This window comes from Sorangium sp. So ce204 (genome assembly GCF_051526795.1).
Taxonomy (GTDB): Bacteria; Myxococcota_A; Polyangia; order Polyangiales; family Polyangiaceae; genus Sorangium; species Sorangium cellulosum_B.
Genome location: NZ_CP150317.1, coordinates 3743905 through 3770000 on the forward strand (window position 1 = coordinate 3743905; position 26096 = coordinate 3770000).

The 26096-nt window shown below is 73.2% G+C and carries 25 protein-coding genes (1 of these 25 running past the window's edge); 19 read left to right on the plus strand and 6 right to left on the minus strand.

Annotation, left to right across the window (positions count from 1 at the left end; genetic code table 11):
- Positions 1–12: 12 nt before the first annotated feature.
- From WMF22_RS14090 to WMF22_RS14110, 5 genes are all read left to right on the plus strand, one after another.
- The gene (locus WMF22_RS14090; protein WP_438036059.1) at positions 13–753 is read left to right on the plus strand and encodes a hypothetical protein; all 741 of its coding nucleotides are present in this window, start codon (positions 13–15) and stop codon (positions 751–753) included.
- On the plus strand, positions 750–2006 hold the full coding sequence (locus WMF22_RS14095) for an ABC transporter ATP-binding protein (RefSeq protein WP_438036060.1): 1257 nt from the start codon (positions 750–752) through the stop codon (positions 2004–2006). Before WMF22_RS14090 ends, WMF22_RS14095 begins: the two co-directional genes overlap by 4 nt.
- Positions 1996–2763 carry a hypothetical protein gene (locus tag WMF22_RS14100; protein ID WP_438036061.1) on the plus strand — a complete coding sequence of 256 codons (768 nt, stop codon included), beginning with the start codon at positions 1996–1998 and terminating at the stop codon, positions 2761–2763. The genes WMF22_RS14095 and WMF22_RS14100 overlap by 11 nt, the downstream gene beginning before the upstream one ends.
- Before the next feature lie 137 nt (positions 2764–2900).
- A complete protein-coding gene (locus WMF22_RS14105) occupies positions 2901–3320 on the plus strand; it encodes a hypothetical protein (protein ID WP_157906649.1) in 420 nt (139 codons plus the stop codon).
- 41 nt (positions 3321–3361) lie between these two features.
- Positions 3362–3904 (plus strand): hypothetical protein, encoded by a 543-nt coding sequence (locus WMF22_RS14110; RefSeq protein ID WP_438036062.1) that lies wholly within the window; start codon positions 3362–3364, stop codon positions 3902–3904.
- On the opposite strand, the gene WMF22_RS14115 is transcribed toward WMF22_RS14110, so the two are convergent.
- The 3 genes from WMF22_RS14115 to smpB all read right to left on the minus strand — a co-directional run bounded on the left by WMF22_RS14115 (position 3882) and on the right by smpB (position 6351).
- Entirely contained in the window at positions 3882–5336 is a 1455-nt protein-coding gene (locus tag WMF22_RS14115; RefSeq protein ID WP_437299605.1) for a DUF362 domain-containing protein, read from the minus strand. The two genes, WMF22_RS14110 and WMF22_RS14115, sit on opposite strands and share 23 nt — an antisense overlap.
- Positions 5337–5527: 191 nt before the next feature.
- The gene (locus WMF22_RS14120) at positions 5528–5830 is read right to left on the minus strand and encodes a hypothetical protein (protein WP_437299606.1); all 303 of its coding nucleotides are present in this window, start codon (positions 5828–5830) and stop codon (positions 5528–5530) included.
- Positions 5827–6351 (minus strand): SsrA-binding protein SmpB, encoded by a 525-nt coding sequence (gene smpB / locus WMF22_RS14125; protein WP_044968393.1) that lies wholly within the window; start codon positions 6349–6351, stop codon positions 5827–5829. The genes WMF22_RS14120 and smpB overlap by 4 nt, the downstream gene beginning before the upstream one ends.
- 188 nt (positions 6352–6539) lie before the next feature.
- On the opposite strand from smpB, the gene WMF22_RS14130 reads away from it, so the two are divergent.
- The 3 genes from WMF22_RS14130 to uvrA all read left to right on the plus strand — a co-directional run bounded on the left by WMF22_RS14130 (position 6540) and on the right by uvrA (position 12673).
- Positions 6540–6917: a hypothetical protein gene (locus WMF22_RS14130; RefSeq protein ID WP_437299607.1), complete on the plus strand. Its 378-nt coding sequence runs from the start codon at positions 6540–6542 to the stop codon at positions 6915–6917.
- A gap of 16 nt (positions 6918–6933) precedes the next feature.
- Complete coding sequence (locus WMF22_RS14135) at positions 6934–7161, plus strand: hypothetical protein (protein WP_438036063.1); 228 nt, start codon at positions 6934–6936, stop codon at positions 7159–7161.
- Positions 7162–7327: 166 nt separating this feature from the next.
- Positions 7328–12673 carry an excinuclease ABC subunit UvrA gene (gene uvrA / locus WMF22_RS14140; RefSeq protein WP_438036064.1) on the plus strand — a complete coding sequence of 1782 codons (5346 nt, stop codon included), beginning with the start codon at positions 7328–7330 and terminating at the stop codon, positions 12671–12673.
- A gap of 45 nt (positions 12674–12718) precedes the next feature.
- Here uvrA and WMF22_RS14145 read toward each other — a convergent pair whose 3' ends face one another.
- Positions 12719–12922, minus strand: coding sequence for a hypothetical protein (locus WMF22_RS14145; RefSeq protein ID WP_437299610.1), 204 nt, complete (start codon positions 12920–12922; stop codon positions 12719–12721).
- A gap of 188 nt (positions 12923–13110) precedes the next feature.
- Between WMF22_RS14145 and WMF22_RS14150 the strand changes: the two genes are divergently transcribed.
- Positions 13111–13572: a hypothetical protein gene (locus WMF22_RS14150; protein WP_438036065.1), complete on the plus strand. Its 462-nt coding sequence runs from the start codon at positions 13111–13113 to the stop codon at positions 13570–13572.
- A 424-nt stretch (positions 13573–13996) separates the two neighbouring features.
- Here WMF22_RS14150 and WMF22_RS14155 read toward each other — a convergent pair whose 3' ends face one another.
- Positions 13997–16117 carry a protein kinase domain-containing protein gene (locus WMF22_RS14155; RefSeq protein ID WP_438036066.1) on the minus strand — a complete coding sequence of 707 codons (2121 nt, stop codon included), beginning with the start codon at positions 16115–16117 and terminating at the stop codon, positions 13997–13999.
- Positions 16118–16443: 326 nt separating this feature from the next.
- Here WMF22_RS14155 and nadC point away from each other — a divergent pair, with 326 nt between their 5' ends.
- From nadC to WMF22_RS14170, 3 genes are all read left to right on the plus strand, one after another.
- Positions 16444–17295, plus strand: coding sequence for a carboxylating nicotinate-nucleotide diphosphorylase (gene nadC / locus WMF22_RS14160; protein WP_437301562.1), 852 nt, complete (start codon positions 16444–16446; stop codon positions 17293–17295).
- On the plus strand, positions 17292–18113 hold the full coding sequence (locus WMF22_RS14165; RefSeq protein WP_438036067.1) for a biotin--[acetyl-CoA-carboxylase] ligase: 822 nt from the start codon (positions 17292–17294) through the stop codon (positions 18111–18113). The genes nadC and WMF22_RS14165 overlap by 4 nt, the downstream gene beginning before the upstream one ends.
- 118 nt (positions 18114–18231) lie before the next feature.
- The gene (locus WMF22_RS14170; protein ID WP_437299614.1) at positions 18232–18885 is read left to right on the plus strand and encodes a radical SAM protein; all 654 of its coding nucleotides are present in this window, start codon (positions 18232–18234) and stop codon (positions 18883–18885) included.
- Positions 18886–18948: 63 nt separating this feature from the next.
- Here WMF22_RS14170 and fbp read toward each other — a convergent pair whose 3' ends face one another.
- A complete protein-coding gene (fbp, locus tag WMF22_RS14175) occupies positions 18949–19992 on the minus strand; it encodes a class 1 fructose-bisphosphatase (RefSeq protein WP_437299615.1) in 1044 nt (347 codons plus the stop codon).
- A 309-nt stretch (positions 19993–20301) separates the two neighbouring features.
- On the opposite strand from fbp, the gene WMF22_RS14180 reads away from it, so the two are divergent.
- The 7 genes from WMF22_RS14180 to WMF22_RS14210 form a co-directional block, all read left to right on the plus strand.
- A complete protein-coding gene (locus WMF22_RS14180) occupies positions 20302–21228 on the plus strand; it encodes a class I fructose-bisphosphate aldolase (RefSeq protein ID WP_438036068.1) in 927 nt (308 codons plus the stop codon).
- A gap of 292 nt (positions 21229–21520) precedes the next feature.
- Positions 21521–23005, plus strand: coding sequence for a leucyl aminopeptidase (locus WMF22_RS14185; protein ID WP_437299617.1), 1485 nt, complete (start codon positions 21521–21523; stop codon positions 23003–23005).
- A gap of 3 nt (positions 23006–23008) precedes the next feature.
- Positions 23009–23860 (plus strand): tRNA 2-thiocytidine(32) synthetase TtcA, encoded by an 852-nt coding sequence (ttcA, locus tag WMF22_RS14190; protein ID WP_437908967.1) that lies wholly within the window; start codon positions 23009–23011, stop codon positions 23858–23860.
- Positions 23861–23869: 9 nt separating this feature from the next.
- Complete coding sequence (locus tag WMF22_RS14195) at positions 23870–24712, plus strand: hypothetical protein (RefSeq protein ID WP_438036069.1); 843 nt, start codon at positions 23870–23872, stop codon at positions 24710–24712.
- Positions 24713–24806: 94 nt separating this feature from the next.
- Entirely contained in the window at positions 24807–24989 is a 183-nt protein-coding gene (locus WMF22_RS14200; RefSeq protein ID WP_437768582.1) for a hypothetical protein, read from the plus strand.
- Positions 24990–25105: 116 nt separating this feature from the next.
- Entirely contained in the window at positions 25106–25969 is an 864-nt protein-coding gene (locus tag WMF22_RS14205) for a peptidylprolyl isomerase (RefSeq protein WP_438036070.1), read from the plus strand.
- Positions 25966–26096, plus strand: the start of a protein-coding gene (locus WMF22_RS14210; RefSeq protein ID WP_437299622.1) for a roadblock/LC7 domain-containing protein. Its footprint extends 523 nt past the window's final position; the window shows 131 of its 654 coding nt (coding positions 1–131); the start codon lies at positions 25966–25968; its stop codon lies off the right edge, out of view. The genes WMF22_RS14205 and WMF22_RS14210 overlap by 4 nt, the downstream gene beginning before the upstream one ends.

The window sequence follows — 26096 nt, forward strand, 5'->3', positions numbered from 1 at the left end:
ACGCTCCCTCCGATGACCCGCCCGCACGACCCCGAACCGCGCGACGCGACGAGCAAGCGTCCGGACGATCCCGCGCGGCGGCGCGCGGCCGCGCGCCGCTCGCTGCGCGCGGCCGTCGCGCTCGGCTGCGCGCGGCTCCGCGGCGCGCGCGGCGGGCGGCTCGGCCTCACCATGGCGGCGCTCGTCTCGCTGGGGTGCGGCGTCATGGCGCTCGTGCTCCGGCTGGACGACGGGACGACCTCGCTGGAGGCGCTGCTCGGCTCCGCGGCGCGCGGGCTCGCGTGGGCGGCCGCCGGCCCGATCGCCCTCGCCGCGGCGCACGATCGCCCCGGGGCCGACCGCCGCGACGGCATCGAGGCGCTCGCCGCCGCGCGGGGGATCTCGCGGGCCTCGCTCCACGGCGTGCGCAGCCTCGCCGCGATGCTCGAGGTCGGGCGCGTCGTCGCGCTCCCGCTGGCCGCGCTCTCGGTGCTCGCGGCGCTCCTCTCCGGCTCGCTGCTGCTCGGCCTCCGGCACCTCGCGTACGGCGCCGCGCTCGCCCTGTTCGGCGTGGTCTCCGGTGTGACGCTCGGCGGCCTCGCCTCGGCGAGCGGCCGCGTCGCCGGGGCGCGAGGGCGCGCCCTGTTCCTGGTGCTGACCCTCGTCCCCTGGGGGCTCGCCGATCTCGCCGGCGACTCGAGGTGGTCGATCCCTGGAGCGCTCGGCGCGTTCCTCTCCTTCGCGGCCCGCTCGGCGGGAGGCCCTGCAGGATGAGCCCGGGCGATCCTGTCGTGGTGCTCGAGGGCGTGCGCGCGCGCGACGGCGCCGGCGAAGAGGGGCGCCCTCGAGGGGGCCTCTCGGGCCTGTCCTTGGCGCTCGGCCCGGGCGTGCACGCGGTGCTCGGCGCCCCGGAGGACGGGACGCTCGCCCTCGCGGAGGTGCTCGCAGGGCGCGCGGCCCCCCTCGCCGGCCGCGCCCTCGTGGCGGGGCGCGACCCGCGCCGGAGCGCGGCGACGCGGGCGCGGATCGGCGTCCTGGCCGCCGCCCCGGAGCTGCCCGACGGCGCGTCGGTGGCGTCGTGCATGTCGGTCGCGCTCCGGGCCCGCGGCGCGCCCGCGAGCGGCGCCGCGGCGCTCCTCGAGCCGCTCGGCCTCGCGCCGCTCCTCACCCGCCGCGCGGCCTCGCTGAGCTTCTCCGAGGCCAGGGCGGTCGAGCTGTCGCTCGCCCTCGGGGTGCCGCGGCCGCTCCTGCTCTGCCTCGTCGAGCCGTTCGCCGACGTCGCCGTGCCGTCTCCGGAGCCGGTCCGAGAGCGCCTGCGCGCCCTCGCTGCAGCTTCCGCCTGCGTCGTGCTCGTCACGTCCTCGACCGTCGACGCGAGCGCCCTCGCCGACCGCATCCACGTGCTCGATCGCGGCGTCATCGCGCGGACGGAGCCCGGCGCCGGCGAGCGCCTCGCCGCTGCCCCGGGCGCGGACCCGCCGGGCGCGGGGCGGCCCGAGGTCGAGATCCACGTGCTCGTGCACGAGCGCGCGCCCGGCGCGCCCGGCGCTCGCGCGCTCGCCGCGGCGCTCGCGAGCGCTCCCGCCGTGCGCGCGGGCGCGTGGGAGCAGGGGCCGGCGGAGGCGTCGTCGACGCTGCGGATCCGGGCCGCGGACAGGGAGGCGGCAGCGCTCGCGATCCTGGATGCGGCCGCGAGGGAGGACGTCACGCTCCTCGCGATCTCCTCGCCGCCCCCGTCGATGCACGACGTGCGGGCGGCGACCGCGCTGCACCTCGCCGCCGCTCGCTCGAGCCGGCCCTTCGGCGCACCCGCGATCGAGGGCGCTGCCCCGCTGCCGGGCGCGCCCGAGGGGCCGTTTGCGGTGGCGGCGTTCGACGCGCCGGCGCCGCTCGGCCCGGCAGCGCCCGCTGGTGTGCCGCTGTCGGCGCACGGCGATGCCGCTGCCGGGCGACGGATCGGGGCCGACCCGCCGGGGGCCGACGGTTCGCCGCACGCCACGGAGACAGGACGCCACGATGGTGGGTGAGAGTGCATCGAGCGCCGCAGCGCGGCCGCTTCCTCCCGCGGAAGGGGGGGCCGAGCGGGGCGGGCGCGCGCTGACGGGCGTCCGCCTCGGGATGGAGATGACCCTGAGCCGCCTCCGCGCGCGGCGTCCGCTGCTTTCGTTCGGGCTCGGCGCCGCGCTCGCGCTCGCGGCCGCGGTCATCGAGATCGCGTTCGGGTCTTCCGGGGCCGTGGACCGGGCGCTGCTCTCCACGTTCCGCCTCGCCACGCCGCTCACGATCTTCGCCCTCGCCGCCGACGCCGCCGATCGCACCACGCTGCGCGACGCGGCCTGGCCGGCGGCCCGCTTCGGCGCCTCGTCCCACCATGTCGCGCTCGGCATCGCCCTGGCCACGGCCCTCGCTTCCGCCCTCGTGGGAGCGCTGCTCGCCGTCGTCGTCGTCGCCGTCGCTCATCGTCCCGGCGCTGCGCCGTTCGTCCGAGACATGCTCGTCAGTGGGTGGATCGGCGCGCTCACCGGAGCCGCCTACGCTGGCTGGTTCTCGCTCGGTGCGACCTTTTTCCGGCGTGGCCTCGGCCGCTTCGTGCCGCTCGCGGCCGATCTCCTGCTCGGTGGCTCGGCCGGGGTGATCGGCGCACTGTTGCCCCGGGGCAACGCCGTCAACCTCCTCGGCGGCCCTTCGCCGCTCGGGCTCGGGCAGCCCGCGAGCGTCGCCCTCCTCGCGTCGAGCGCCCTCGTCCTCGCGCTCGTCGCGGCGGCTCGCTGCAGGGAATGGTGAGGGAATCGTGTGTGGGCTGGGCCGGGCCGCGGCGGCTCGGCTCGCCTTGCCCCGACCGGCTGCTTGACGTTCACGACGATGGCGTGAGCGGCGCAAGAGGGATGGCTTCATCCGCTCGTTCACGTACTCTTCGGGGAATGACTCAGGAGCACGGGGACGACGAGGCCACCAAGGCGGTCAACGCGCCTCGATCGGTCCTGCTCGTCGGCTCGTCCGAGGCGCTGGCGACGCGCTGCAGGGGGATGTGCCTGCGGGCTCGCGTCATGCTCATCGTCGAGAGCGACCTGGCGGCGCTGACGAACACGGCCGTGGAGCGGAAGCCGCTCGCTCTCCTGTTCCCCGACGACATCTACGCCTTCGACAGCGCGGAGTTCGACGCCCTGGCGCGCGACATCCAGGCCGCGGTGGTGACCCTCGAGCCAGGCGTCACGGACGAGGTCATCGAGGCGCGGCTCGCGGAGGCGCTGCTCCGAGCCGAGCTCCTCCGGCAGCCCGAGCCGTCGTCGAGCCGTTACGTGCTCGTGCCCGACGGCCCCCGCCGCTCCAAGCGTCGCTGACCGGCGCGCCCTTGCATGATGATGAAAAGGAGCTCCATCCGATGAGCGAGCTGCACCTCGATCCGAACGCGTCCCGCCTGACGATCCACACCCGAGCCGTAGGGATGCTCGCGCGCCTCGCGCACGACCTCGAGATCACGGCGTCCGAGCTGCGCGGTCGGGTGCGGCTCGACGGCGAGTCGTGGACCGCCGAGCTCGAGGTCCCCGTGGCCAAGCTCTCCGTCGCGGGGGTCCTGCGCGGCGATCGCGTCGATCCCGACGTGCTCTCCGCGGGAGATCGCGGCGACATCGAGCGGCGCCTGCGCGGCGAGGTGCTCGCGGGGACCGAGATCGTGGCGGTGCGCGCCTCGGGGGCCACGCGTGACCGCGCCGAGGTGCGCGTCCAGGTCGCCTCGGGGAGCGCCTCGCTGGTGGCGCGGCTCTCCTCGCGCGATCGCGGCGACGGCGCGATCGGGGTGACGGGCACCTGTCAGCTGTCGATGGCCGCGCTCGGCGTCCGCGAGGTCAAGGGGCCGCTCGGCGCCTTCAAGGTGCGGGACGAGCTCGACGTCCTCTTCGATCTCACTCTGCGGCCTGCGAGCTAGGCGGCTCGGACGGGAGCTCGGGCGCCGCGTCGCCGCGCGGGCAGGCACCGTGGACCTGGTAGGGCTTGCCGGCGATCCGCTTCGCGAGCGAAGCCCCGCGCCAGGCGACGTACGCCTTGTTGAAGTCGAGCAGCTGGTCGGGGGCGAAGTACGGGTTCTTCGTCTTGCCCAGCGTGACCAGCGTGAGCACCTGCTCCGCCACGCTCACGGGGCAGCCCTCGAGCCGGAGGGTGGTCTCGTTCCGGGCCATCGCGAGCTTGGTCGTCACCTTCACCATCTTCGCGAGGACGTCATCGTGCTTCGCGGTGTAGGGGTCCCGCGCGCTCCGCTCCCGGTACAGGCTCTCGATGCTGACCAGCTGATCGCCGATCTTCCCTTTGTACGTCGCGCAGTCGCCGATGAAGATCACCTTCTCGCCCGGCTTTGCGTCGATGGGGCCCTCGTAGGCGCCGAACACGACGTGCATCCGCGGCATCTTCGCGTCGCACTCCTTGTCGTACTCGCGCAGGATCTCGATCGCCTCCTCGATGGCCCCTGGACAGCCGCCCCAGCAGTAGTCGGTGCGCTCGGGCTCGGGCGGCGAGCCCGCGTAGGCCGTGATGTTCGTGCCCTCGAAGTACTTCTCGACGCGGACGAGGCCCACCTTGAACCCCTTGGCCTTGTGCTTCGCCTCCTCGAGCGTCACGTCCCCCGTGATCTCGATCTCGCCGAGGTCCATCGGGCCGAAGCCGCGCTCCGACGCCAGGCGGATGTGCTCGACGCTCCTCGGATCGACGCCGATGATCTGGCAGCAGACCGAGTCGAACGCGACCTGGTTGTTCCCCATGATGATGAGGCCCAGGTCGAACGGCGAGGGCGTGAGCATCCGCCCCTCGCCCGCGGTGATGGCGTCGATCGCGATGAACTGCGGCTGCACGATGTACTGGAGATCGGCGACCTTCTCGTTCAGCCGGTGATCGTGATCGATGAGCCTGTGCCGATCGTCCTGGATCCCGATGTAGTTCTTCATCGAGAAGGTCACGGTGGTCCAGGGGTGCGACTTGAACTTGGGGCAGTTCACGAAGAAGTCGGCCTTCGCGACGGGCTCCGGCGTGAACACGTAGTCGCGCAGGCGGCCCTCGTGCGTGAGCGGGATCTCGACCTGCTGCTCTTCCTCGAAGTGGTAGTGCTTGACCCCGGTCCGGCGGAACATCGGGTAATAGCCGGCGCTCTCGTACGTCATGCGGGTCGGGAGCGTGATGCCGCACCGCTCCCCGACGGCGAGCTCTCGCACGCGCCCGTCGTCGCGATCCTTGAGCGCGCCGATCACCCCCTCGACGAACTCGGGCCGCGTGTACGCGTGCGGAAAGTGCGCGCCCGACGCGACGACGTTGGGCTTGATGAGCGTCCGGCCGTGCGGGCGCAGCGAGAGCTCTTCGAGACCGCTGCGCACGATGCCGCGGATCTTCGCAACGTCATACGTCGAGCAGCGGCGCAGAATTACACGAGGGCGCGACGTAATTTTCATAGAAAGCCAGCGTATGGGTCGCGCTGAGCCATCGCAACACCCGCCGCCGGACGAGCCGCGCCGCGCTGCCGCTGCAGAACAGCCTGGGCGTTCGCTGCTGGACGGATCGTCGTGGCTCAGCCCGTGCGTTCGCCGACGACGAGCCGCGCCAGCTCGGCGCGGACCTCGCGCGTCGCATCGATGAGCCGGCCTTCGAGCTCGTAGGTGCGCTCACCGGGCGCCGCGTCGCTGGGCTCGGTGGGTGTGCGCAGGCGGCACCGGGCGACCTTCACCCGGATCGCCGTCCCCGTCGCTTGCAGCGAGCCCTCCACGCGCGCTCCGGGCGCCGAGGAGGCGGTCGAGTGGAGCCGCACGCGATCTCCGTCGATCTCGACGAGCTCTGCCTCGCCGCCCTTGGACCAGGTGAGGTGCGACGTCATTCCGGCCTCCGCAGCCCGGCGCTCCGCGCGCGGGCGGCGCCGCCGCGGGCCCGCTCCATCGCCGCGCGGGCTTCGCGGGTGGCGTCCTTCTCTTTCAGGCTCTCGCGCTTGTCGACGGTCTTCTTCCCCTTCGCGAGGGCGATCTCGGCCTTCACGCGCCCGTTCTTGAAGTAGAGGCGGGTCGCGATCACGGTCATGCCCTCCCGCTCCACGCTCTTGCGGATCGCCTCGATCTCGCTCTCGTGCAGCAGCAGCTTGCGCGGGCGCTTCGCCTCGTGCCCGAAGGCGGCGCCGGGCATCACGGGGATGTTGACCCCCTTCAGGAACGCCTCCCCGTTCTCGATGGCGCACCAGCTGTCGGTGAGCTCGGCCGCGCCGTCGCGGAGCATCTTCACCTCGCTGCCGAGCAGCACCAACCCTGCCTCGAACCGATCGTCGAGGGTGTAGTCGAACGTCGCGCGCTTGTTGCGCACGATGAGCTTCTCCCCCTCTCGCTCCTTCTCTTTGCCAGCGCGGCTCACGCGGCCGCATAGCGCGCGCGCCGCCGCCTGTCCACACCGCTTCACGGGGCCGCGCCCGCACGGCGCCGCTGCTGCGCGCCGCTCGCGCGGCGCGTCCCGCTGCGGCGCCGGCGTCCTCGCTTGACGCCGATCGCCGCCGCTCATCCAATGGTCCTTTCGCTCGACCTGCCGTCGGTCTGGAGGACTCAGTGAATCGCGGACTGCGCTTTTCGGCCTGGCTCGGGGCGATCGTGGTGAGCTCTGCGCTCTTCCCCGGGTGCAGCTGCAGCTGCGGCGTCGCCGCGGACGGCGGCACCGTGGACGGCGATGGGGGGTGGAGCGGCGGCGGGCAGGGCGGCGGCGGGCAGGGCGGCGATGGGCACGGTGGCGGCGGGCACGGCGGCAGCGGGCAGACGCCCAGGCGCGTCGGGGTGACCGAGACGGTGACCGCTGGCGAGGTCGCGAGGAGCTCGCGCTACCGCATGGTGTTCACGCTCGGGCAGCCGACGCAGAACCAGGGGACGTCGACCTCACCCAAGGTGCGGATGCGAGGAGGGCTCATCGGAGCCGACGGGAGCTTGCCGTGACGAGGAACTCGATGTCGTGTTCGCCCTTTACGACGAGCGCGACGCTTCGACGCCCCTGTGGAGCGAGGTCCACTCGATCACGTTCGAGGACGGCTTCTTCTCGGTGCGCCTCGGCTCGATCGTCCCGTTCGGGAGGGCCCGATGGGGCCGCTCGGGCCAGACGCCGCGCCTGCCGGGCGCGCCTCCCGCGCTCGGCTTGTCGGGTCGCCCGAGCGTCGTGCGCACCCGTCGCCACGGACCGTGATAATTCGACGACGCGGAACGCAATGCCGCAGCACGCTGGGTCGGCACGCCGCCCACGTACGATCGTTCGCGACGATGGGCTGAAAGAGGGCTAAACACTCGCGGTTTTCACGCGGCCGTGTCCACTCCGGACGGCGTCCCCGCGGGTTCACCCTACCGCGCGTCCTATGCACTCGATCTGTCTCCGCGGCGCCCGCACGCACAACCTCCAGGGCATCGACCTCGACTTCCGGTCCGGCGAGCTCGTGGCCATCGCCGGCGTCTCGGGCGCTGGCAAATCGTCGCTCGCGCTCGACACGCTCTATTCCGAGGGACAGCGCCGGTTCGTCGAGAGCTTCAGCCCCTACGCTCGCCAGTTCCTCGAGCGGCTCGAGCGGCCGCCGATCGACGCGCTCGAGCCGGTGGCGGCCGGCGTCGCCGTCGACCGACGCGCGCCGGTCAAGAGCTCGCGATCGACCGTCGCCACGATGGCCGACCTCGAGCCGTATTTCTGCGCGCTCTTCGCGCGCGAGGCGGTGCCTGTCTGCCCCTCCTGCGAGGCGCCGGCCGCGCGGACCGACCCGGCGCGCGCGGCCGACCTCGCCGCGAGCGCGCACGAGGGGGCGACCGCGCTCGTCACGTACCCGATCGCGGTCGCCGGGACCGAGCGGTTCCTCGACGTGCGCGAGTCGCTGCTCGCCGCCGGCTACCGGCGCCTCCTCGTCCGCGGCGAGGCGCGCGACATCGACACCGTGGCGCCGTCCGAGGCGATGAGCGGCGCGGACAAGGTCGAGGTCATCGTCGATCGCGTCCGGGTCGCCCCCCGGGAGCGCCGGCGCCTCGGCGCCGCCATCGAGGAGGCGTGGAAGGGCAGCGGGGGCGACGCCTCGCTCCACCTGCAGCGCAAGGCCGACGAGCAGGGCGGCCAGGGGGCGGGGCCCACGCGGCTCCGGCTCGTGCGCGGGCTCGCCTGCCCCTCGTGCGCGCGCGCCTTCGACCCGCCGCGCCCCGGGCTGTTCTCGTACCAGTCCCCCACCGGCGCGTGCCCCTCGTGCCGCGGCTTCGGCCGCACCCTCGGCATCGACTACGACAAGGTGATCCCGGACGCCTCGAAGTCGATCGCAGGCGGCGCGATCCGGCCCTGGAACGGCCGCTCGACGACGTGGGAGCGGAAGCTGCTCCGCGCGTTCTGCGAGCGGAAAGGCATCCGCACCGACAAGCCGTGGCGCGACCTCTCCGACGCGCAGCGCGCGCTCGTGCTCGAGGGCGAGGGCTCGTGGACCCAGGGGAAGTACCCCGGCGTGAAGGCCTGGTTCCGCTGGCTCGAGACGCGCACCTACAAGATGCACGTCCGCGTGCTGCTCGCGCGTTACCGCACCTACGACGTGTGCGGCGCGTGCAACGGCAAGCGGCTCGCCCCCGAGTCGCTCCTCTACCGCGTCGGCGGCCTGGATCTCGCCGCGTGGCACGAGCTCGAGCTCCGCGACGCCCGCGCGCGCCTCGAGGCCGAGCGCCCCCAGACGGGCCAGGGGGAGATGGCGCGCCGCGAGCTCATCGCGCGGCTCGGGTACCTCGAGCGGGTCGGGCTGGGCTACCTCTCGCTCGCCCGCCAGGCGCGCACGCTCTCGGGCGGCGAGGCGCAGCGCGTCGCGCTCACCGCGGCGCTCGGCACGTCGCTGACGGGCGCGCTCTTCGTGCTCGACGAGCCGACGGTCGGCCTGCACCCGACGGACATCCCGCCGCTCATCGCGGCCATGCGCGAGCTCGCCGATCGCGGCAACGCCGTGCTCGTCATCGAGCACGAGCCCCTCGTCATCCGGGCGAGCGATCGCGTCGTCGAGCTGGGCCCCGGCGCGGGCAAGCAGGGCGGGCGCGTCACCTTCGACGGCCCGCCCGACGGGCTCGCCGCGCGCGGCCCGCTGGCGCCGGCGCGCGCGGAGCGCCGGGCGCCGAGCGGGAAGATCGCGATCCACGGCGCGCGCGAGAACAACCTCCGCGACGTCACGGTCGACGTGCCGCTCGGCGTCGTCGTGGCGATCACGGGGCCGAGCGGCTCGGGCAAGAGCACGCTGGTGAACGACGTGCTCTACCGGCACATCGCGAGGGCGCGCGGCTACAAGGACGTCGAGGCGCCCGGCCTGTACAGGCGCATCGAGGGCACGGCCGACATCCGCACCGTCACGCTCGTCGACCAGGCGCCGCTGGGGCGCACCTCGCGGGGCAACCCTGCGACCTACACCGGCGCATGGAACCGCATCCGCGCGCTCTTCGCCGAGCAGCCGGAGGCGTCGGCGCGGGATCTCGGGCCCGGCCACTTCTCGTTCAACGTCGCGCTCGGGCGCTGCGAGGCGTGCGCGGGCGAGGGGAGCGAGACGATCGAGATGCAGTTCCTCGCCGATGTGTCGCTGACCTGCCCCACCTGCAAGGGCAAGCGGTTCCGCGACGAGGTGCTCGAGGTGAAGCTCGACGGCCGCTCGGTCGCCGACGTGCTCGACCTCTCGATCGACGAGGCGTTCGAGGTCTTCGTTGGGCAGCCCGCGATCCGGCGGGCGCTCGCGCCGCTCAAGCAGCTCGGCCTCGGTTACCTCACGCTCGGGCAGCCGCTCTCGACGCTCTCCGGCGGTGAGGCGCAGCGGCTGAAGATCGCGCGCGCGCTCGGCGAGCCCTGCGCGGGCGCGCTCTTCCTGCTCGACGAGCCGAGCGCCGGCCTTCACCCCGAGGAGGTGACGCACCTCAACGCCGCGCTCTCCGTGCTCGTGACCGAGGGCGCCTCCGTGATCGTCGTCGATCACGACCTCGACGTCATCGCCGCGGCGGACTGGGTCGTCGATCTCGGCCCGGGCGCGGGCAGCGAGGGCGGGAGCGTCGTCGCCGAGGGGACGCCCGAGGAGGTGGCCCGGACGGCGACGCGGACCGGCGTCTCGCTGGCCGAGTGGTTCGCGCAGCGGGGCGACGGCGGCGCTCGGCGCCCGCGGCGCGCTGCGGCGGCGGCCCCCGCCGCCCCGAAGCCCGGCAAGCGCGGCGGTGCCGCCGCGCGCGCGTCGCTCGACCGGGGTCGGATCGAGGTCGAGGGCGCCCGCGAGCACAACCTCGCCGAGGTCTCGACCGTGATCCCGCACGGCGAGATCGTCGTCGTCACCGGCCCGAGCGGCTCTGGCAAGAGCACGCTCGCGTTCGACGTGGTCTTCGCCGAGGGCCAGCGGCGCTTCCTCGAGACGCTGACCCCCTACGCGCGCCAGTTCCTCCCCACGCTGCCGCGGCCGGACGTCGATCGCGTCACCGGCGTCCCCCCCTCGATCGCGCTCGAGCAGCGCACCACGCGCTCCGGCGCCAACTCGACCGTCGCGACCGTGACCGAGATCGCGCACTACCTGCGGCTGCTCTACGCCAAGGTCGGCGAGGCGCGCTGCCCGGACTGCGACGTGCCGATCGAGGCGCGCTCGCCGGACGACGTCTACCGCTCGCTCGTCTCGACGCGCGGCGCGCGGACGCTCCTCGCCCCCGCCGTCGTGGCGCGCAAGGGGACGTACCTCGACGTGTTCACCGCCGCCGCCCGGGCCGGCATCACCCGCGCGCTCGCCGACGGCGAGCCGTGCGCGACCGACAGCCCTCCTCGCCTCGACAAGCGCCGCGAGCACTCGATCGACCTCGTGATGTACGAGGGGCGCATGGACGGCCTGGATCGCGCCCTCTTCGATCGCGCCCTCGCGTTCGGGCGGGGGGCGGTCAAGCTCGCCGGCGGCCGCGGCGGCGAGCAGCTGCTCTCGACCACGCGCACCTGCCCGCGCTGCGGCGTCGGTGTCCCGGAGCTCGATCCCCGCTGGTTCTCCTTCAACACGAAGCAGGGCCGGTGTGCGTCCTGCGAGGGGACGGGCGCCTCGGACTTCGACGACGACGCGCTCGCGACGCCCGACCCGTGCGAGGCCTGCGGCGGCTCGCGCCTCGCGCCGATCCCGCGGGCGGTCCGGCTCGCGGGAGAGCGCTACCACCAGGCGTCCGGCCGGTCGGTCGCGGCCGCGGCCGCGTGGGCGAGGGGGCTACGGTTCACGGGCGACCGCGCGCTGATCGCCGAGGCGCCGCACAAGGAGCTCTGCCGCCGGCTCGACTTCGTCTGCGAGGTGGGCCTCGGCTACCTCACGCTCGATCGGCGCGCGGCCACCCTCTCGGGCGGCGAGATGCAGCGCCTGCGGCTCGCGGCGCAGCTCGGCAGCGGCCTCACCGGGGCGCTGTACGTCCTCGACGAGCCGACCATCGGCCTGCACCCGCGCGACACCGACCGGCTGCTCGGCAACCTCCGGCGGCTCGCCGGGATGGGCAGCACCGTTCTCATGGTGGAGCACGACGCCGACACGATCCGCGCGGCGGATCACCTGATCGACCTCGGCCCCTCGGGCGGGCGCAAAGGCGGCCGGATCGTCGCGGCGGGGCCGTCGCGCGCGGTGCTCGCGAACCCCGACTCGCCGACCGCCCGGGCGCTCGCCGGCGAGGATGCGCTGCTCAGCGCGCGCCCGGCGCGCCCCCCCGCGCGCGAGCACATCGAGCTCCTCGGCGCCCGCGCGCACAACCTCCAGGGGGACACGCTCCGGATCCCCGCGGGCCGGATGACGGTGGTCGCCGGCGTGTCCGGCTCGGGGAAGAGCACGCTGATCCAGAAGGTGCTCTACCCCGCCGCGCGCCGCGCGCTGGAGCTGGAGGCGCCCGAGCCGGGCCCGCACAAGGCGCTGCGGCTGCCGAAGAGCATCCTGCGGGCGGTGGCCGTCGATCAGTCGCCCATCGGGCGGACGCCGCGCTCGATCCCCGCGACGTTCCTGGGCGTCTGGGACGAGGTCCGCAAGCTCTACGCCGCCTGCCCCGACGCGCAGGTGCGCGGCTACGGCCCTGCGCGGTTCTCCTTCAACACGGCCTCCGGCGGGCGGTGCCCCGCGTGCGAGGGTCAGGGCGTCATCGCGCACGAGATGTCGTTCTTGCCGGACGTGACCACGCCTTGCGAGGCGTGCGGCGGCGCGCGCTTCGAGCCGGCGACGCTCGACGTGCGCTACCTCGGTCTGTCCGTCGGCGAGCTCCTGGACCTCACCGCGGAGGAGGCTGTCGAGGTCTTCGCGGCCCACCCGAAGATCCGCGCCCCGCTCTCGACGATGTGCGATCTCGGCGTCGGTTATCTCCACATCGGCCAGGGGTCGCACACGCTCTCGGGCGGCGAAGCGCAGCGGCTCAAGCTCGCGGCGGAGCTGACGGCCGGCGCGCGGCCGAAGCCCACGCTCTATGTGCTCGACGAGCCCACGACCGGCTTGCATCTGGCGGACGTGACGCGCCTGGTCCGCGTGCTCGATCGCCTCGTCGAGCGCGGCGACACGCTGGTGATCATCGAGCACCACCCGGCGGTCATCGCGTGCGCGGATCACGTGGTGGAGCTCGGCCCGGAGGGCGGCGCCGGCGGCGGGCGCATCGTGGCGGAGGGCACCCCGCGCGAGGTGGCGCGTCAGCCGACGGCGACGGGCGAGGTGCTGAAGCGGATCTTCGCGAAGGCTACGTGAGCGGGCGCGCCGCGCGAACCGGCGCGCCGTCCCGGGGAGCGCGGCTCAGCCGCCGGCGCGCTTCGCGTACTGGTACGCGGTGTAGGCGGAGATCAGGTGGCAGATCCAGCCGAGCCAGCCGCCCGAGCCGATCCACAGGCCGGGGGTGATGATCAGCCAGAAAATGCAGCGCAGGAACGCGCCGTTGTAGAGCTGCCCAACGCCCGGAATAAGGAACGAAAGCACTGCGGCGATCCCGGATTTGCTCATGGCATCGGAACCTGATCACCGTGACCGCCCTGTCAAGCGGGCTGGGGGAACCTAGGCATGGAACGGACCCGCCGCGCCGCTGCCAGCAGCACAGGGCGCGGTGCAGGAGGGCTCAGCGGCTGCCTGGCAGGACGATCCTTCGACGACCCGTCGAGGACGTAGAAGGGGTCGGCGCAGGGGTCGTCCCTGTGGCGGTAGGCGCGGGGGTCGTCGACGTGGCCGTGGGCGCGGGGGTCGTCCCCGTGGCGGTAGGCGCGGGGGTCGTCCCTGTGGCGGTGGGCGCAGGGGCCGTCGCCGTCGGCTTGGGTTGTGCTTGCGCCGTCGGCTTCGGGGCTGCCACGGGGGCAGGCGCGGGCGGCTCCGGCGCGGTCGCCGCGGGTGTGGCGGCCGTCGGCGGGGGAGGCGCAGGATCGCCGGCGACCGACGCAGGCGCCGGGGGCGCCTCGATGGGCGTCAGCACTGCGGCATCTTCGGACGATCCTCGGCTGCGCATCACGAAGAAGGCGGTCGTCAGCCCGCCGATGACCACGAACGCGCCGATGCCGATCAGCGCGAGCGTCGCGCCGGAGCTCTTCGCGCGAGGACGCGCGGGGATCGGCGCCGGGTACAGCGCGCCGCTGCCCGGCAGCTGGGGAGCGCCTCCGGCGTGAAACCCCGGCGCTCCGGCGGCCCCGGGGCCACCTGGGGCCCCGAACGGCGAGCCGCCGTACGGGCTGGGAGGCTGGGGCGGCTGCCCGTAAGCGCCTCCTGCTCCAGGTGGTCCTCCGTAATTCGCTGTCGCACCGGGCCCGTACGGGCCCGGTGCACCCGCTGGCGGCGCGCCGTACGGGCCAGCGGGAGCGCCGTACGGGCCCCCGGGAGGCGCGCTGTTGGTCCCGCCTTCGACGAGGGTCCGCGGGACGGCTGCGCCAGCGGCGTTCGGATCGTGCGGCGCGGTGCCGGGCGGCACGGGGAAGGCGCCCTGCGGCGAGTTGGGCCCTGCGAGCGGAGGCTCGCCGGGCACGGTCTTGCCAGGGCCGTACATGCCGCTCGGGGGCGCAGGCCATCCCGGCGGCGGACCGCTATTCTGGTTGCTCATCGAGATCGCATCCTACCTACCGTACGCGCCCGGCGCGTCAGTTGTTGGGTACGATGATCACGCGCCGTCGAGGCCTGTCCGGCGGCGTGTCGGGGGGGCTCGTCGTCGGCGTCGTCGGCGGGCTTGTCGTGTTCGGCTGGGGGTTGGCCGGCGGCTGCGCGCTGGTCGGCGCGGGGAACGGGAATGGCGGCAGCGTCGACGGGATGACCCAGGGAAGCTGGGGGATGATCGTCGTCCCGCTGGGGCGTGTGGTCGGCGCCGTCGTGGTCGGCGCCGTCGTGCTCGGCGTCGCCGGCGGCTTTGCCGTCGTGGTCGGCCGGGGCTGCGGCTTGGCGACCACGGGCGGCTCGACGGGAGGTGGCGTCACCGCCGGGGGCGTCACGGCGGGGGGCGTCGTCGCGGGCGGGCTGGGATCCGAAGGCACCGTGTTGGCCGGCTGGAGGGTCGGCAGCAGGGCCGGCCCCGCGTCGGCCTGCTCCTTCCGGCCCAGCTCGTTGGCGATGTACAGACCACCGACGACGGCCCCCGTGATCCCCCGTGGCGAGCAGCAGGATGGCGAACAGCGACGTCCCGCCTCGCGCGGGCCGCTGCGCGCCGTGCGCCGAGGCGCTCTGCGAGATCCTCGGCAAGGGATCCATCGGCGCCGTCCCAGGGATGTAGCCCTGCGCGCCGCCGCCATATGCGCCGCCATAGCCGGGCGCTGGGCCGCCGTTGAATCCGCCGCCCGGGGCCGCGCTCCTGTCCATGAACGGCGCGCCTCCGACCGCCGTCCCTCCCGGGCGCGGCGCCACATCGAAGGGTCCCGGCTCGTGGCTCGTGGCGGGCACCCCCTGGGGGAGAGCGTAGGGGGCAGCGCTCACGGTCGCCGGCTGCGCGATCTGGGGATACCCACCTTGCTGGGGATAGCCCCCTTGGGCGAAATACGGGCCCGAGGAGGGCTCCGGCCTCGGCGTGAACCCTGGCGCTGACGCCGAGGGCCCTCGGGCATCCGAGGAAAAGCCGCCCATGGGGGTCGAGGGCCCGAGGCCGCCCGGGGGGCCGCTGGACGCGTGCTGCGCGCCGCCGTCCTCCGGCGGAATCGTCTTGGGAACGGAGCTGGCGCGACCGTCCCCCATCGCGTTGGTCGCGGGCGCCGCCGCGGAAGGCGTGAGCATCCCGGGCGCCGCGAGGGCTGCCGCCAGGGCGGCCCCGGACGACCGCGCCAGGCTGACCTCGGACGGCGCGGGGGTGAGCGCCGACGGGGCGCGGGCGGCTCGGGCGAACGGCTCCAGGGCGCTGCGGAACTCGGCGGTGGTCGCGAAGCGATCCGGCGGCGAGGCCGCCATGGCGCGGTGGACGGCCGCGCAGAGGCCGGGCGCGAGCTCCGGCGCCAGGTCGGAGAGCCGCGAGATCTGGCCCGAAAGGTACGCTCCCGCGATCTGCTGGGGCTCATCGCCGCCGACCGGCCGGCGACCGGCCAGCATCTCGAAGACGATGACGCCCAGCGAGAAGATGTCGGCGCGCGCGTCCACGGAGTCCGCGGAGTAGGCCTGCTCCGGCGCCATGTACTCGGGGGTGCCCATGATCACGCCGGGGCGCGTCAACCCGCGATCGAGCTCCCCCGTGACCTTCAGCTTGGCGATGCCGAAGTCGAGCAGCTTGATGAGCGGCTCTCCCTTGGCGGACTTCGTGATGATCACGTTGTCCGGCTTGAGGTCCCGGTGGACGACGCCCGCGCGATGGGCGGCCTCGACGCCCTCCAGCATCTGCATCGTGTACTCGAGCGCGTCGGGGTACCCGAGACGGATGCCTGCCCGGTAGAGCTCCTCGTACAGGGTCTGGAGCGTCTTCCCCTCCAGGTACTCCATCACGATGAACGCCAGGCCGGACGCCGTCTGGTCGACGTCGCTGACGCGAACCACGTGCGCGCTCTGGATCTGCGCGGAGACGCGCGCCTCCTGGAGGAAGCGCTGCACCAGGCCGGAGCGGCGGGACAGCTCGGGGTGGAGAAACTTGAGGGCGACCGTCGTCCCCAGCACCTCGTGGCGGGCTTCGTAGACGCTCCCCATGCCGCCATCGCCGATGAGGCGCACGAGTCGGTACTTGTTGTTGATGACCTGGCCTGCCTGCGGACGCATCGATCTCCGTTGAGGGCGCTGGAGTTGCTCGGAGAGTCTCACAGGCTGGTAGACGAACGTCAGCCCCATTTGTGCGACACAGCGTCGCGATGATCGCGATCCGCCCTGCTTTTCGGCGCAGCGAGCCCCCTCCATGTCCGCCCGCGTCCCGTCCAGGGCGCCCATACGGCTGAGGTCGCACGCTCCAGGGCGCACGTGCCACCCCAAGGATGCGCGATGACGCGTCGCGTCGTCGCGGCTCGTGTGGGCGCGACAGCGCTGATGCGCGCGTGCGGGACCGAGTATACCTGGGAGCGCCGCGTGGGAGCGGCGCCGAGGAGATGCCCGTGCTGGCTGCGCCGTTGCTCGATGCCCTGATCGATCGCTCTCTGGAAGAAGACCTCGCGGGAGGCGATCTCACCACCGAGGCCTGTGTCGAGGCCTCCGCGCGCGCGACCGCGAAGGCGGTCGCGCGCAAGCCGCTCGTCGCGTGCGGGGGCGACGTGTTCCTGCGCGTCTTTCAGCGCCTGGATCGGCAGGTGGAGGGCGAGGTGCTCGTCGCGGACGGCACCGCCGTCGGCGCCGGCGCGGTGCTGTGGACGGTGCGTGGCCGCGCGCGCTCGCTCCTCAGCGCGGAGCGCACCGCGCTCAACCTCGCGCAGCGGATGAGCGGCGTCGCCTCCGAGGCGCGCCGCTACGCCGAGGCGATCCCGGCTGGGTCGAGCGTGCGCATCACCGACACCCGCAAGACGACGCCCGGTCTCCGCGGGCTGGAGCGCTACGCGGTGCGCGTGGGCGGCGCGCACAACCACCGCGACAGCCTCGGGAGCGCCGTGCTCATCAAGGACAACCACATCGTCGCGGCGGGCGGCATCGCGACCGCCATCGCCCGCGCGCGGGCGCGCGCCCCGCACACGACGAAGGTCGAGGTCGAGGTGGCCTCGCTGCAGGAGCTCGATCAGGCGCTGGCCGCCGGCGCCGACATCATCATGCTCGACAACTTCACGCTGGCCGACGTCAAGGCCGCGTCCGCGCGCGTGCGGTCGGCGCAGCACGGCCGGCCTCTCCTCGAGGTCTCCGGCGGCATCACCCTGGAGCGCATCCCCGAGCTCGTCGCGGCGGGCATCGACGTCATCAGCGTCGGGGCGCTGACGCATTCGGCACGCGCTGCCGACATCGCGCTGGATCTCTCGCTGTGAGGCGGCTCGACGGGGCGGCGATAGAGCGCGAGCTCTCGCGGCTGGGCGCGTCGTTCGGGCGGCCGCTCGCCGTGGCGGCCGAGACCGCGTCGACGAACGACGACGCGCGGAGCGCGGCCGCAGCCGGCGCGCCGCACGGGGCTGCGTTCCTGGCCGACGCGCAGACCCAGGGTCGGGGGCGCGGCGGGCGCTCCTGGCACTCCCCGCCCGGCGAGAACCTCTACCTGTCGGCTGTGTTGCGCCCGAGCCTGCCGGCGAGCCGCGTGGCTCCCATCGCGCTCGTCATGGGGCTCGCCGTCGCGTCCGTCATCGAGCGGCGGCTCGCGCCTCTTCCGTCCCGCGGCGCGTCGGGCGGCGGCTCCGCCGTCGAGGTGCGGCTCAAGTGGCCCAACGACGTGCTCGCCGGGGGCCGCAAGCTGGCGGGGATCCTCGTCGAGGCCCAGCTGCGCGGCGAGTCGGTGAGCAGCGTGATCGTCGGCGTCGGGCTCAACGTCCATGCGTCGAGCTTCCCGCCGGATCTGTCGGCGCGGGCCACGTCGCTCGCGATGCTCGGGATCGACGACGTCCCGCGCGAGCGCCTCGCCGCGGAGCTGCTCCAGGCGATCGGCGACGCGGCGGCGAGGTTCGAGGCGGGCGAGCTCGCGCCCTTCGCGGAGGATCTCGCCCGGATGGACTGGCTGCGCGGCCGCCGCGTCGAGGTCGGCGGCGTGGTCGGCGTCGCGGCGGGGATCGATCCGGAGGGGCACCTGCTGGTCCGCGGCGCCGGCGGCATCCTCCGGGCGGTGGCGGCGGGCGAGGTCAGCGTCATCTCCAGCTGAGCGCCCCGCGCCGCTTGCGTTGCGCGCTCGGCGCGGCCAAAGCTCCCGCCCCCACCTCGGGTCGCCGGCGGCGTGGCGCCGCCGAGGCGGACCGAGGCGCCTCGGAGGCGTCGCTTCCTTGAAAGAAGACACCCTCGTCGTCCACGAAATCTACGCCAGCGTGCAGGGTGAATCGACGTTCGCCGGGCTGCCGTGCACCTTCGTCCGGCTCACCGGGTGCAACCTGCGCTGCGCCTGGTGCGACACGACGCAGGCCTTCTACGGCGGCAAGCGGCTCCGCCGCGGCGAGGTCCTCGAGCGCGCGCTCGCCCTCGGCACGCCGCTCGTCGAGCTCACGGGGGGCGAGCCTCTCCTTCAGCCCGGGTCGTTCCCGCTCCTCGCGGAGCTCTGCGACGCGGGCCGGACGGTCCTCGTCGAGACCAGCGGCGAGGCAGACGTCTCGCGCGTCGATCCGCGCGTGCACAAGATCATGGACCTGAAGGCGCCCGGCTCGGGGGAATCCCACCGGAACCGCTGGTCGAACCTGGATCACCTCACGCCGCGCGACGAGATCAAGTTCGTGCTCGCCGATCGGGCGGACTATGCGTGGATGCGGGACACCATCCGCGAGCGGCGCCTCGACGCGCGCGGCGTGACGCTGCTCGCCTCGTGCGTGTGGGGCAAGCTGTCGCCGAAGGAGCTCGTCCAGTGGGTGCTCGACGATGGCCTCCGCGTCCGGGTGCAGGTCCAGCTCCACAAGGTGATCTGGGGAGCCGACGCGCAGGGGGTCTGACCCGCGGGTCGCCCCCCGCGCCGCGGCTCGTCCCGGTGAGGGCGGCGCCCTTCTCTCGCAGCCTCAGCGCTCGCCGCGCACGAACTGCTCGAAATCTTCGACGTCGCGGGGCGAGCCGAGGACGAGCGGCACGCGCTCGTGGAGCGACCTCGGGACCCTGTCCAGGATGCGCTCGGCCCCCGTGCTCGCCTTTCCGCCCGCGGCCTCGAAGATGAACGCGAACGGGTTCGCCTCGTAGAGCAGCCGCAGCTTGCCCTGGCCGCTGCGATCGGCGGGGTAGGCGAAGATGCCGCCCTTGAGCAGCGTCCGGTGCGCGTCCGCGACCAGCGATCCCACGTAGCGCGCGCCGTACGGCCGACCCTCGTGCTTGCTGTCCTCCTTGATCCACGCGTTCCAGCGGCGCACCTCCTCCGGCCATCGCGCGCTGTGGCCTTCGTTGATGGAGTACGTCGAGCCGCGCTCGGGGATCCGGATGTTCTCGTGAGAGAGAAAGAACTCTCCCACGGTCGGGTCGTAGGTGAAGCCGTGCACGCCGCCGAGGCCGGTCGTGATGACGAGCAGCGTCGACGAGCCGTAGAGCACGTAGCCGGCCGCGACCAGATCGCGGCCGGGGCGAAGGAAGTCCGATGGATCGGCGCCCATCTTGGCGTCGCTCTTCCGGAGCACACCGAAGATCGTGCCGATAGAGATGTTCACGTCGATGTTGGACGAGCCGTCGAGCGGGTCCACGACGACGATGTACTTCGCTCGTGGGTCCGTGGAGAGGAGCCTCATTTCCCCGAGCTCCTCGCTCACCACGGCCGCGCAGTGCCCGCGCCTTCCGAGCACGCTGAGCAGCGTCTCGTTGGCGACCTCGTCGAGCTTCTGCACGACCTCGCCCTGGACGTTGGTCTGTCCCGTGTATCCGAGGACGTTCGCGAGGCCGGCCCGCCGGACCTTGGATGTCACGAGCTTCGCCACCAGGCCGAGCTGGTTGAGGAGGGAGGTGAACACCCCTGTCGCCGAGGGGAACCCGAGCATTCCTTCGAGGATGTATGTCTCGAGCGTGATCCCGATGCGTGACGGCGCCTCCGGCGGCTTCCAGCTCAGATCCCGTTGGTCCGACATGATCCCTCCGCGTTGGCGGCGAGGACGTTACCGCCCCGCCACGTGCTCGTGCTCGCGTCGGCCGCTGTGGCCCCGAGGGCGGTCCGGCGCAGTTTCGAGAATTGCGTATCCGATGGCTTCGTACAACATCCTCGGGGCGCTGGACCGCCCGCGCGTTGGGCTCGATACGTTCGTCCAAGTCCTGAAGATGCGGCCCGAGCCCGCTCGCCCGAGCGCCCTGACACGGCGCCGCGGGCATGACGGGGCGGGTTCACGCCCCGGGCGGGCCACGCGCTTCCTGGCGCAGCAGCACCTTCGACGGAGTGATTCATGGCGCTCACCACGCGTGTAGAGCAGATCCTCTCCTGGTACGCATCCGAGAACCCAGGCACGCTGACGAACCTCGTCCGGCTGCTCAACCATGGCGCGCTCGCGGGCACCGGAAAGATGGTGATCCTGCCGGTGGACCAGGGCTTCGAGCACGGTCCGGTGCGATCGTTCGCTCCGAACCCCGAGGCCTACGACCCCGATTACCACTTTCAGCTCGCGATCGACGCCGGGTGCAACGCCTACGCGGCGCCGCTCGGATCGCTGGAGGCGGGCGCGGCCAGGTTCGCGGGGCAGGTGCCCCTGATCCTGAAGCTGAACAACAGCGACACGCTGGCGAAGGTGGAGCAGCCCGTGTCGGCGGTGACCGGCTCCGTCGAGGACGCGCTCCGCCTCGGCTGCGTCGGCGTCGGCTACACCATCTACCCCGGGTCCGGCGCGAGAAACAGGATGTACGAGGACCTTCGCGAGATCGCCCTCGAGGCCAGGCGCAGGGGCCTGGTCGTCATCGTCTGGAGCTATCCGCGCGGCGCCGGATTGTCGAAGCAGGGCGAGACGGCCATCGATGTCTGCGCCTATGCGGCGACGATTGCGGCCCAGCTCGGCGCACACATCATCAAGGTCAAGCCGCCGACCGCTCATATCGAGCAGGAGGAGGCGAGAAAGATGTACGAGAAATACAAGATTCCCATCCAGACGCTCGCCGACCGGACCCGGCACGTCGTGCAGGCGACGTTCGGCGGCAAGCGCGTGGTGATCTTCTCTGGCGGCGAGTCCAAGGCGACCGACGCCGTCCTGGAGGAGGTGCGCGAGATGGCCGCGGGCGGCTCCTTCGGGTCGATCATGGGGCGCAACGCGTTCCAGCGCCCTCGCGCCGAGGCGCTGCAGCTCCTCGCCGACGTGATCCAGATCTACCGGTCGGCGCGCTGACGCCCCTCGATCCGGCGCTCGGGCCGGGCCGGCCCGGACCCGCAGTCCGGAGGGCAGCGTCGCGCGAGGCGCTCCGACGGCGGGCCGCCGAGCGCGAAGCCCGTGCGGGAGCCGCGCAGAACCGTGCGGGGCTGCGCGGTACCGTGCGGGGCCGCGCGCCTGGGAGCGGGAGCGCGCTCCCGCCCGCACCTCGGGCCGACCGCCTGCGGGCATCGTGCACGTCGACGGGGTTAGCCCTTCGTGTTTAGATGCCGCGCTGGACACCCTCCACATCCCGGGCTCAGGAGACCGCATGCCGATCAAAGTGAACCTCGCCTCGTCCGACCCGCTGAGCATCGCCGTCGACGTCGTCGTCATCGGCGTGCCCGAAGGCGCTTCGACGGGTGAGGGCGTGCTGGCGAGGCTCGTGGCCGCGCTGGGCGAGTCGGTGACTCACCAGGTCAAGCGTGACGACTTCACGGGGAAGAGGGATCAGAGCATCGATTTCGCGACGAACGGCGCGTTGAAGCCCGGCCGGGTGCTGTTGATCGGGCTCGGGTCGGGCAAGGTCACCGACGTCGAGTGCAGGCTGCTCGCCGCGAAGGGGGCGCGCTTCGCGAACGGGGTGCGCGCCGAGAGCGTCGCGGTCGTGGTGCCTCCCGGCGTCGAGCGCGGGGAGCGGGCCGCCGCGGAGGGGCTCGTGCTCGGGGCCTACCGGTTCACCCGCTACTTCACGGGCGATCGTCTGCCCAAGGTCCAGCTCTCCCGCGGCACCGTGGTCATCGAGGGCAAGGTGGGCAAGGCGGCGCGCGATGCCGTCGCGCTCGGCCAGCAGGTCGGCGAGGCGATCTGCGTCGCGCGCGACCTCGTCAACGAGCCGCCGAACGAGGTTTATCCGGAGGCGCTCGCGCGTGTCGCGGTGGCCGTGGGCAAGCAGCACGGGCTCAAGGTGACGGTGCTCGACAAGGCCGCGCTCACCAAGCGGGGCATGAAGCTCATCATGGCGGTGGGGCAGGGGAGCGCGAGGGATCCCCGGCTGGTCCACATGGTCTACGCTCCTCCCGGGAAGCCGAAGCGGAAGCTCGTCTTCGTGGGCAAGGGGCTCACCTTCGACAGCGGCGGGATCTGCATCAAGCCAGCTCCGGGCATGGAAGAAATGAAGGGCGACATGGGCGGCGCCGCGAACGTGATCGCGCTGATGGCCGCCGTCGCGGCCGCCAAGCCGAACGTCGAGGTGCACGGCGTCATCGGCGCGGCAGAGAACATGCCCGACGGCGCCGCATACCGGCCCGGCGACATCTTCGGCTCTCTGGACGGCAGGACGGTGGAGATCATCAACACCGACGCAGAGGGGCGCCTGGTCCTCGCCGACTGCCTCGCCTATGCGCGCGCGCTGAAGCCGGACCTCATCGTCGACAACGCGACCCTCACGGGCGCGTGCGTCGTGGCCCTCGGGCCGACCGTGTCCGGCTTCTTCTCGAACCGCGAGGAGCTCGCGGAGCGCCTGCGGAGCGCCGCGAAGGCCGCGGGCGAGTCGATGTGGCAGCTCCCGCTCATCGAGGAGCTCCGCGACGGCCTCAAGAGCGACTGGGCCGACATCAAGCACACGGCCGACCGCTGGGGAGGCGCCATCACCGCGGCCTTGTTCCTGCGCGAGTTCGTGGGGGACGTCCCCTGGGTGCACGTGGATATCGCTGGCCCATCCATGGCGAACAAGCCGTACGGCATCTTCTCCAAGGGCGGGACGGGCCACGGCGTGCTTACCTTCCTCCGCCTCATCGAAGGCTTCACCGGCTAAACCGTGCAACTCCGCCGCAAGCTCGCGCGCGCCATGGGGCGCGCCATCACCGACTTCGACATGATCGCCGACGGCGATCGGATCCTCTGTGCTGTCTCGGGGGGCAAGGACAGCTACGCGATGCACGCGCTGCTCGTCGACCTCGCGCGGCGCGCGCCGGTCCGGTTCAGCGTGATCGCGGTCAACATCGACCAGGGGCACCCTGGCTACCCGGGACACCTCCTCACCGACTACATGGCGGCGGGCGGCCACGAGTTCCGGATGATCTCCGAGGACACCTACTCGATCGTCACCGAGAAGATCCCCGAGAACAAGACGTACTGCTCCCTCTGCTCCCGCCTGCGCCGGGGCATCCTGTACCGCATCGCCCGCGAGCTCGGCTGCTCGAAGATCGCCCTCGGCCACCACCGTGACGACGCCGTGACGACGCTGCTCCTGAACCTGATCTTCGCGGGGCAGCTGAAATCGATGCCGCCGAAGCTCATCTCCGACGACGGCGACAACATCGTGATCCGTCCGCTGATCTACTGCGCCGAGGCCGAGCTCGCCGCGTTCGCCGCGGAGGAGCGGTTCCCGATCATCCCCTGCGACCTGTGCGGGTCCCAGGACAACCTCCAGCGCAAGGCGGTGAGCCAGCTCCTCGCGGATCTCGACGCGCGCCACCCCGGGACGCGGCAGAACATGCTCGCAGCCCTCGGCAACGTGCGCCCGAGCCACCTCTTCGACACGGGCCTCTGGAAGCGGCTCGGGCTCGAGGTCGCCCGGGAAGAGGGGAGCGCGGGCGACGAGGCGGGCGTGGGTGCGCCAGCGCCGGACGTGCTGCCCGTGGGCAACCTCCTGAGAAACCTGGCCTAGCGCTCGCTCATGAGCACGGATGCCCCCGGCGCCATCTCGATCGGCGCTCCGCGCGAAGAGGAGTCCACCGCGGCGGCCTCCGTCGGACGCGGCGGCGCGTTGACGCGCGGGGTCGACGGGGCGTCAGGCTCGGACCCCCCGGAGGCGCCGCTGCCGGGGGCGGCGCGCTTCGACCTGGGCCCGGGCGGCGGGCGCGCCCCGCAGGCGTTGCTCGCCGCGGTCGTCGCCTGGATGATCACGGTCGCGCCCGCGGGTTTCGGTCGTGGCGCGCCCGTGGTCGCCAGCATCGCCGCCACGCTCGCCTTCCTGTGCGGGGTCGCTGCGCCGCTGCTCGCCGCCACGCACCGCCGGGTCGCCCGGCACCTCGGCATCTCCGTCTTCCTCGCGCTGGTCACGCTGACCTGGCTGCTGGCTTCTCCTTCCCTTCAGCCCTCGCGCCTCGACCCGGTCCGCGCGGCGATCGGCGCGATCGCCTGGGGCATCTTCGCGCTTTCCTGGCGCGATCGCTGGGACGTGCGGCGCCAGCCGGAGCCGGAGCCAGACGCCCCGCTCCTGCAGGCCCGAGCCCACCTCCCTCCGCTCGCGACGGCGATCGTCGCGTTCGGAGCGCTCGTGAGCCTCGCGATCCTCGTGCTCGCCTGGCGCATCCGGGACCCGGAGCGCGCCCTCCTGGCCCAGGCCGTCGCGGTGGCCTGCGCCGTCGCGCTGATCACGGCGGCGTCCGGCGTCGCGGTGGCTCGTGGCCGCCGGCACACGGGCGGCGGACGGCGGCTCCCCCACCGAGCCGTTCGGCACCTGGTGGTCCTGATCGTCTTTGCGGTCCTGGGGGCGGTCGCGATGACGCTGCGGTGAGCGGCGGCGCGGCCGTGGCCTCCCGGCCGCCGCCGCTCCCTGGTGTCCCCGCATCCCCGCCGGTTCCTCACCAAATCGCGTTACACTCATCGGCGTGTCCCGCGCAGTCGATGTGTTCGCGGTTCTGCTCCTCGTCGCCGCAGCGTTCTCCTTTGCCTTCGGGGTTCACGCGCTCGGTGATCGCCAGGATTTCAAGGCGATCTACCTCCTCGTGATCGGCGGCCTCTCGCTCAAGGCGTCCACGGAGATCCTTCGTCCCCGCGGGGGTAACGCGTGAGCCCTGGGCGCCGAGCGATCGCGGCCGTCGCATGTCTGTGCGCGTGCGCGGCCTGGGCTGTTCTATCGACGTCCGCGAGGGGGGCGGCGCCGCTGCCGCCCGACGTGGCGGCCCGCGTGGGCGCGAGCGACGTCGCCGTCGACTCGGTGGCGCGCATCGCGGCGGCGCAGCAGATCCCGCCTGCGCAGGCCCGGGACGCTGCGGTCCACGACGCGCTCTGGGCCGCCGAGGCACGAGCCCGCGGCCTCGAACAGGACCCCGACGTGCGGCGCGAGATCAGCCTGGTGCTCGCCCGTCGCATGCTCCACCGCCTGAAAGAGGAGGCGGCGAACGCCGGCCCGGTGACCGACGAAGAGCTGCGCGTCGCCACCGAGCGCCACTGGCTCGATCTCGATCGTCCCGAGGGGTACCGCACCGTGCACGCCGTCGTGAAGCTCCCGGAAGACGCTGACGAGGCTACCCGTGACAGGGTGAAGGCGATCGCCGACGCCATCCGGACGGCCGTGTTGTCCTCGCGCGAGGTCGCTCAGCGCACCGAGCCGCCCCGCGCCGCGGGGACGCCGCAACCGCCCCCCGATCCGGCTGCAGAGGCGTTCATCAGCGCCGCGAAGGGCGTCCCTGCCGATGGCTTCGAGGTCGTGGCGCAGGCGCTCTCGCCGGTGACGGAGGCGGGCCGCGTGCTCACGCCGGAGCCGCAGCAGTTCGACCCCGCTTTCTCCCGCGCGGCCGCGTCCCTCGTCGCGCGCGGAGATCTCACCGCACCGGCCACATCGGCCTTCGGCGTGCATGTCATCATGCTCCTCGAGCGCATCCCGGCGCAGGTGGTGCCTGTCGAGGAGCGACGCGGCCTGGTGCGCGACGAGGTCGTGGCGGACCGCGCGCGCGCCGCCCAGGCGAGGTTCCTCGAGGTGGCACGGCGCGAGCCGAAGATCGCGGGGGCCGTCGATGCGTTGCTCGAGCTCGTGCGGATCGAGCCATGACCACCTCGCGCAACGGAGGTCGCAACCGGACCCGACGCCGGCTTCCACGTGACCAGGCGCCGTCCTCCTTCACGTCGATCCTCGAGGATCTCCTGTGCGCGATCCCGGGCGCGCACGCCGCCGCGCT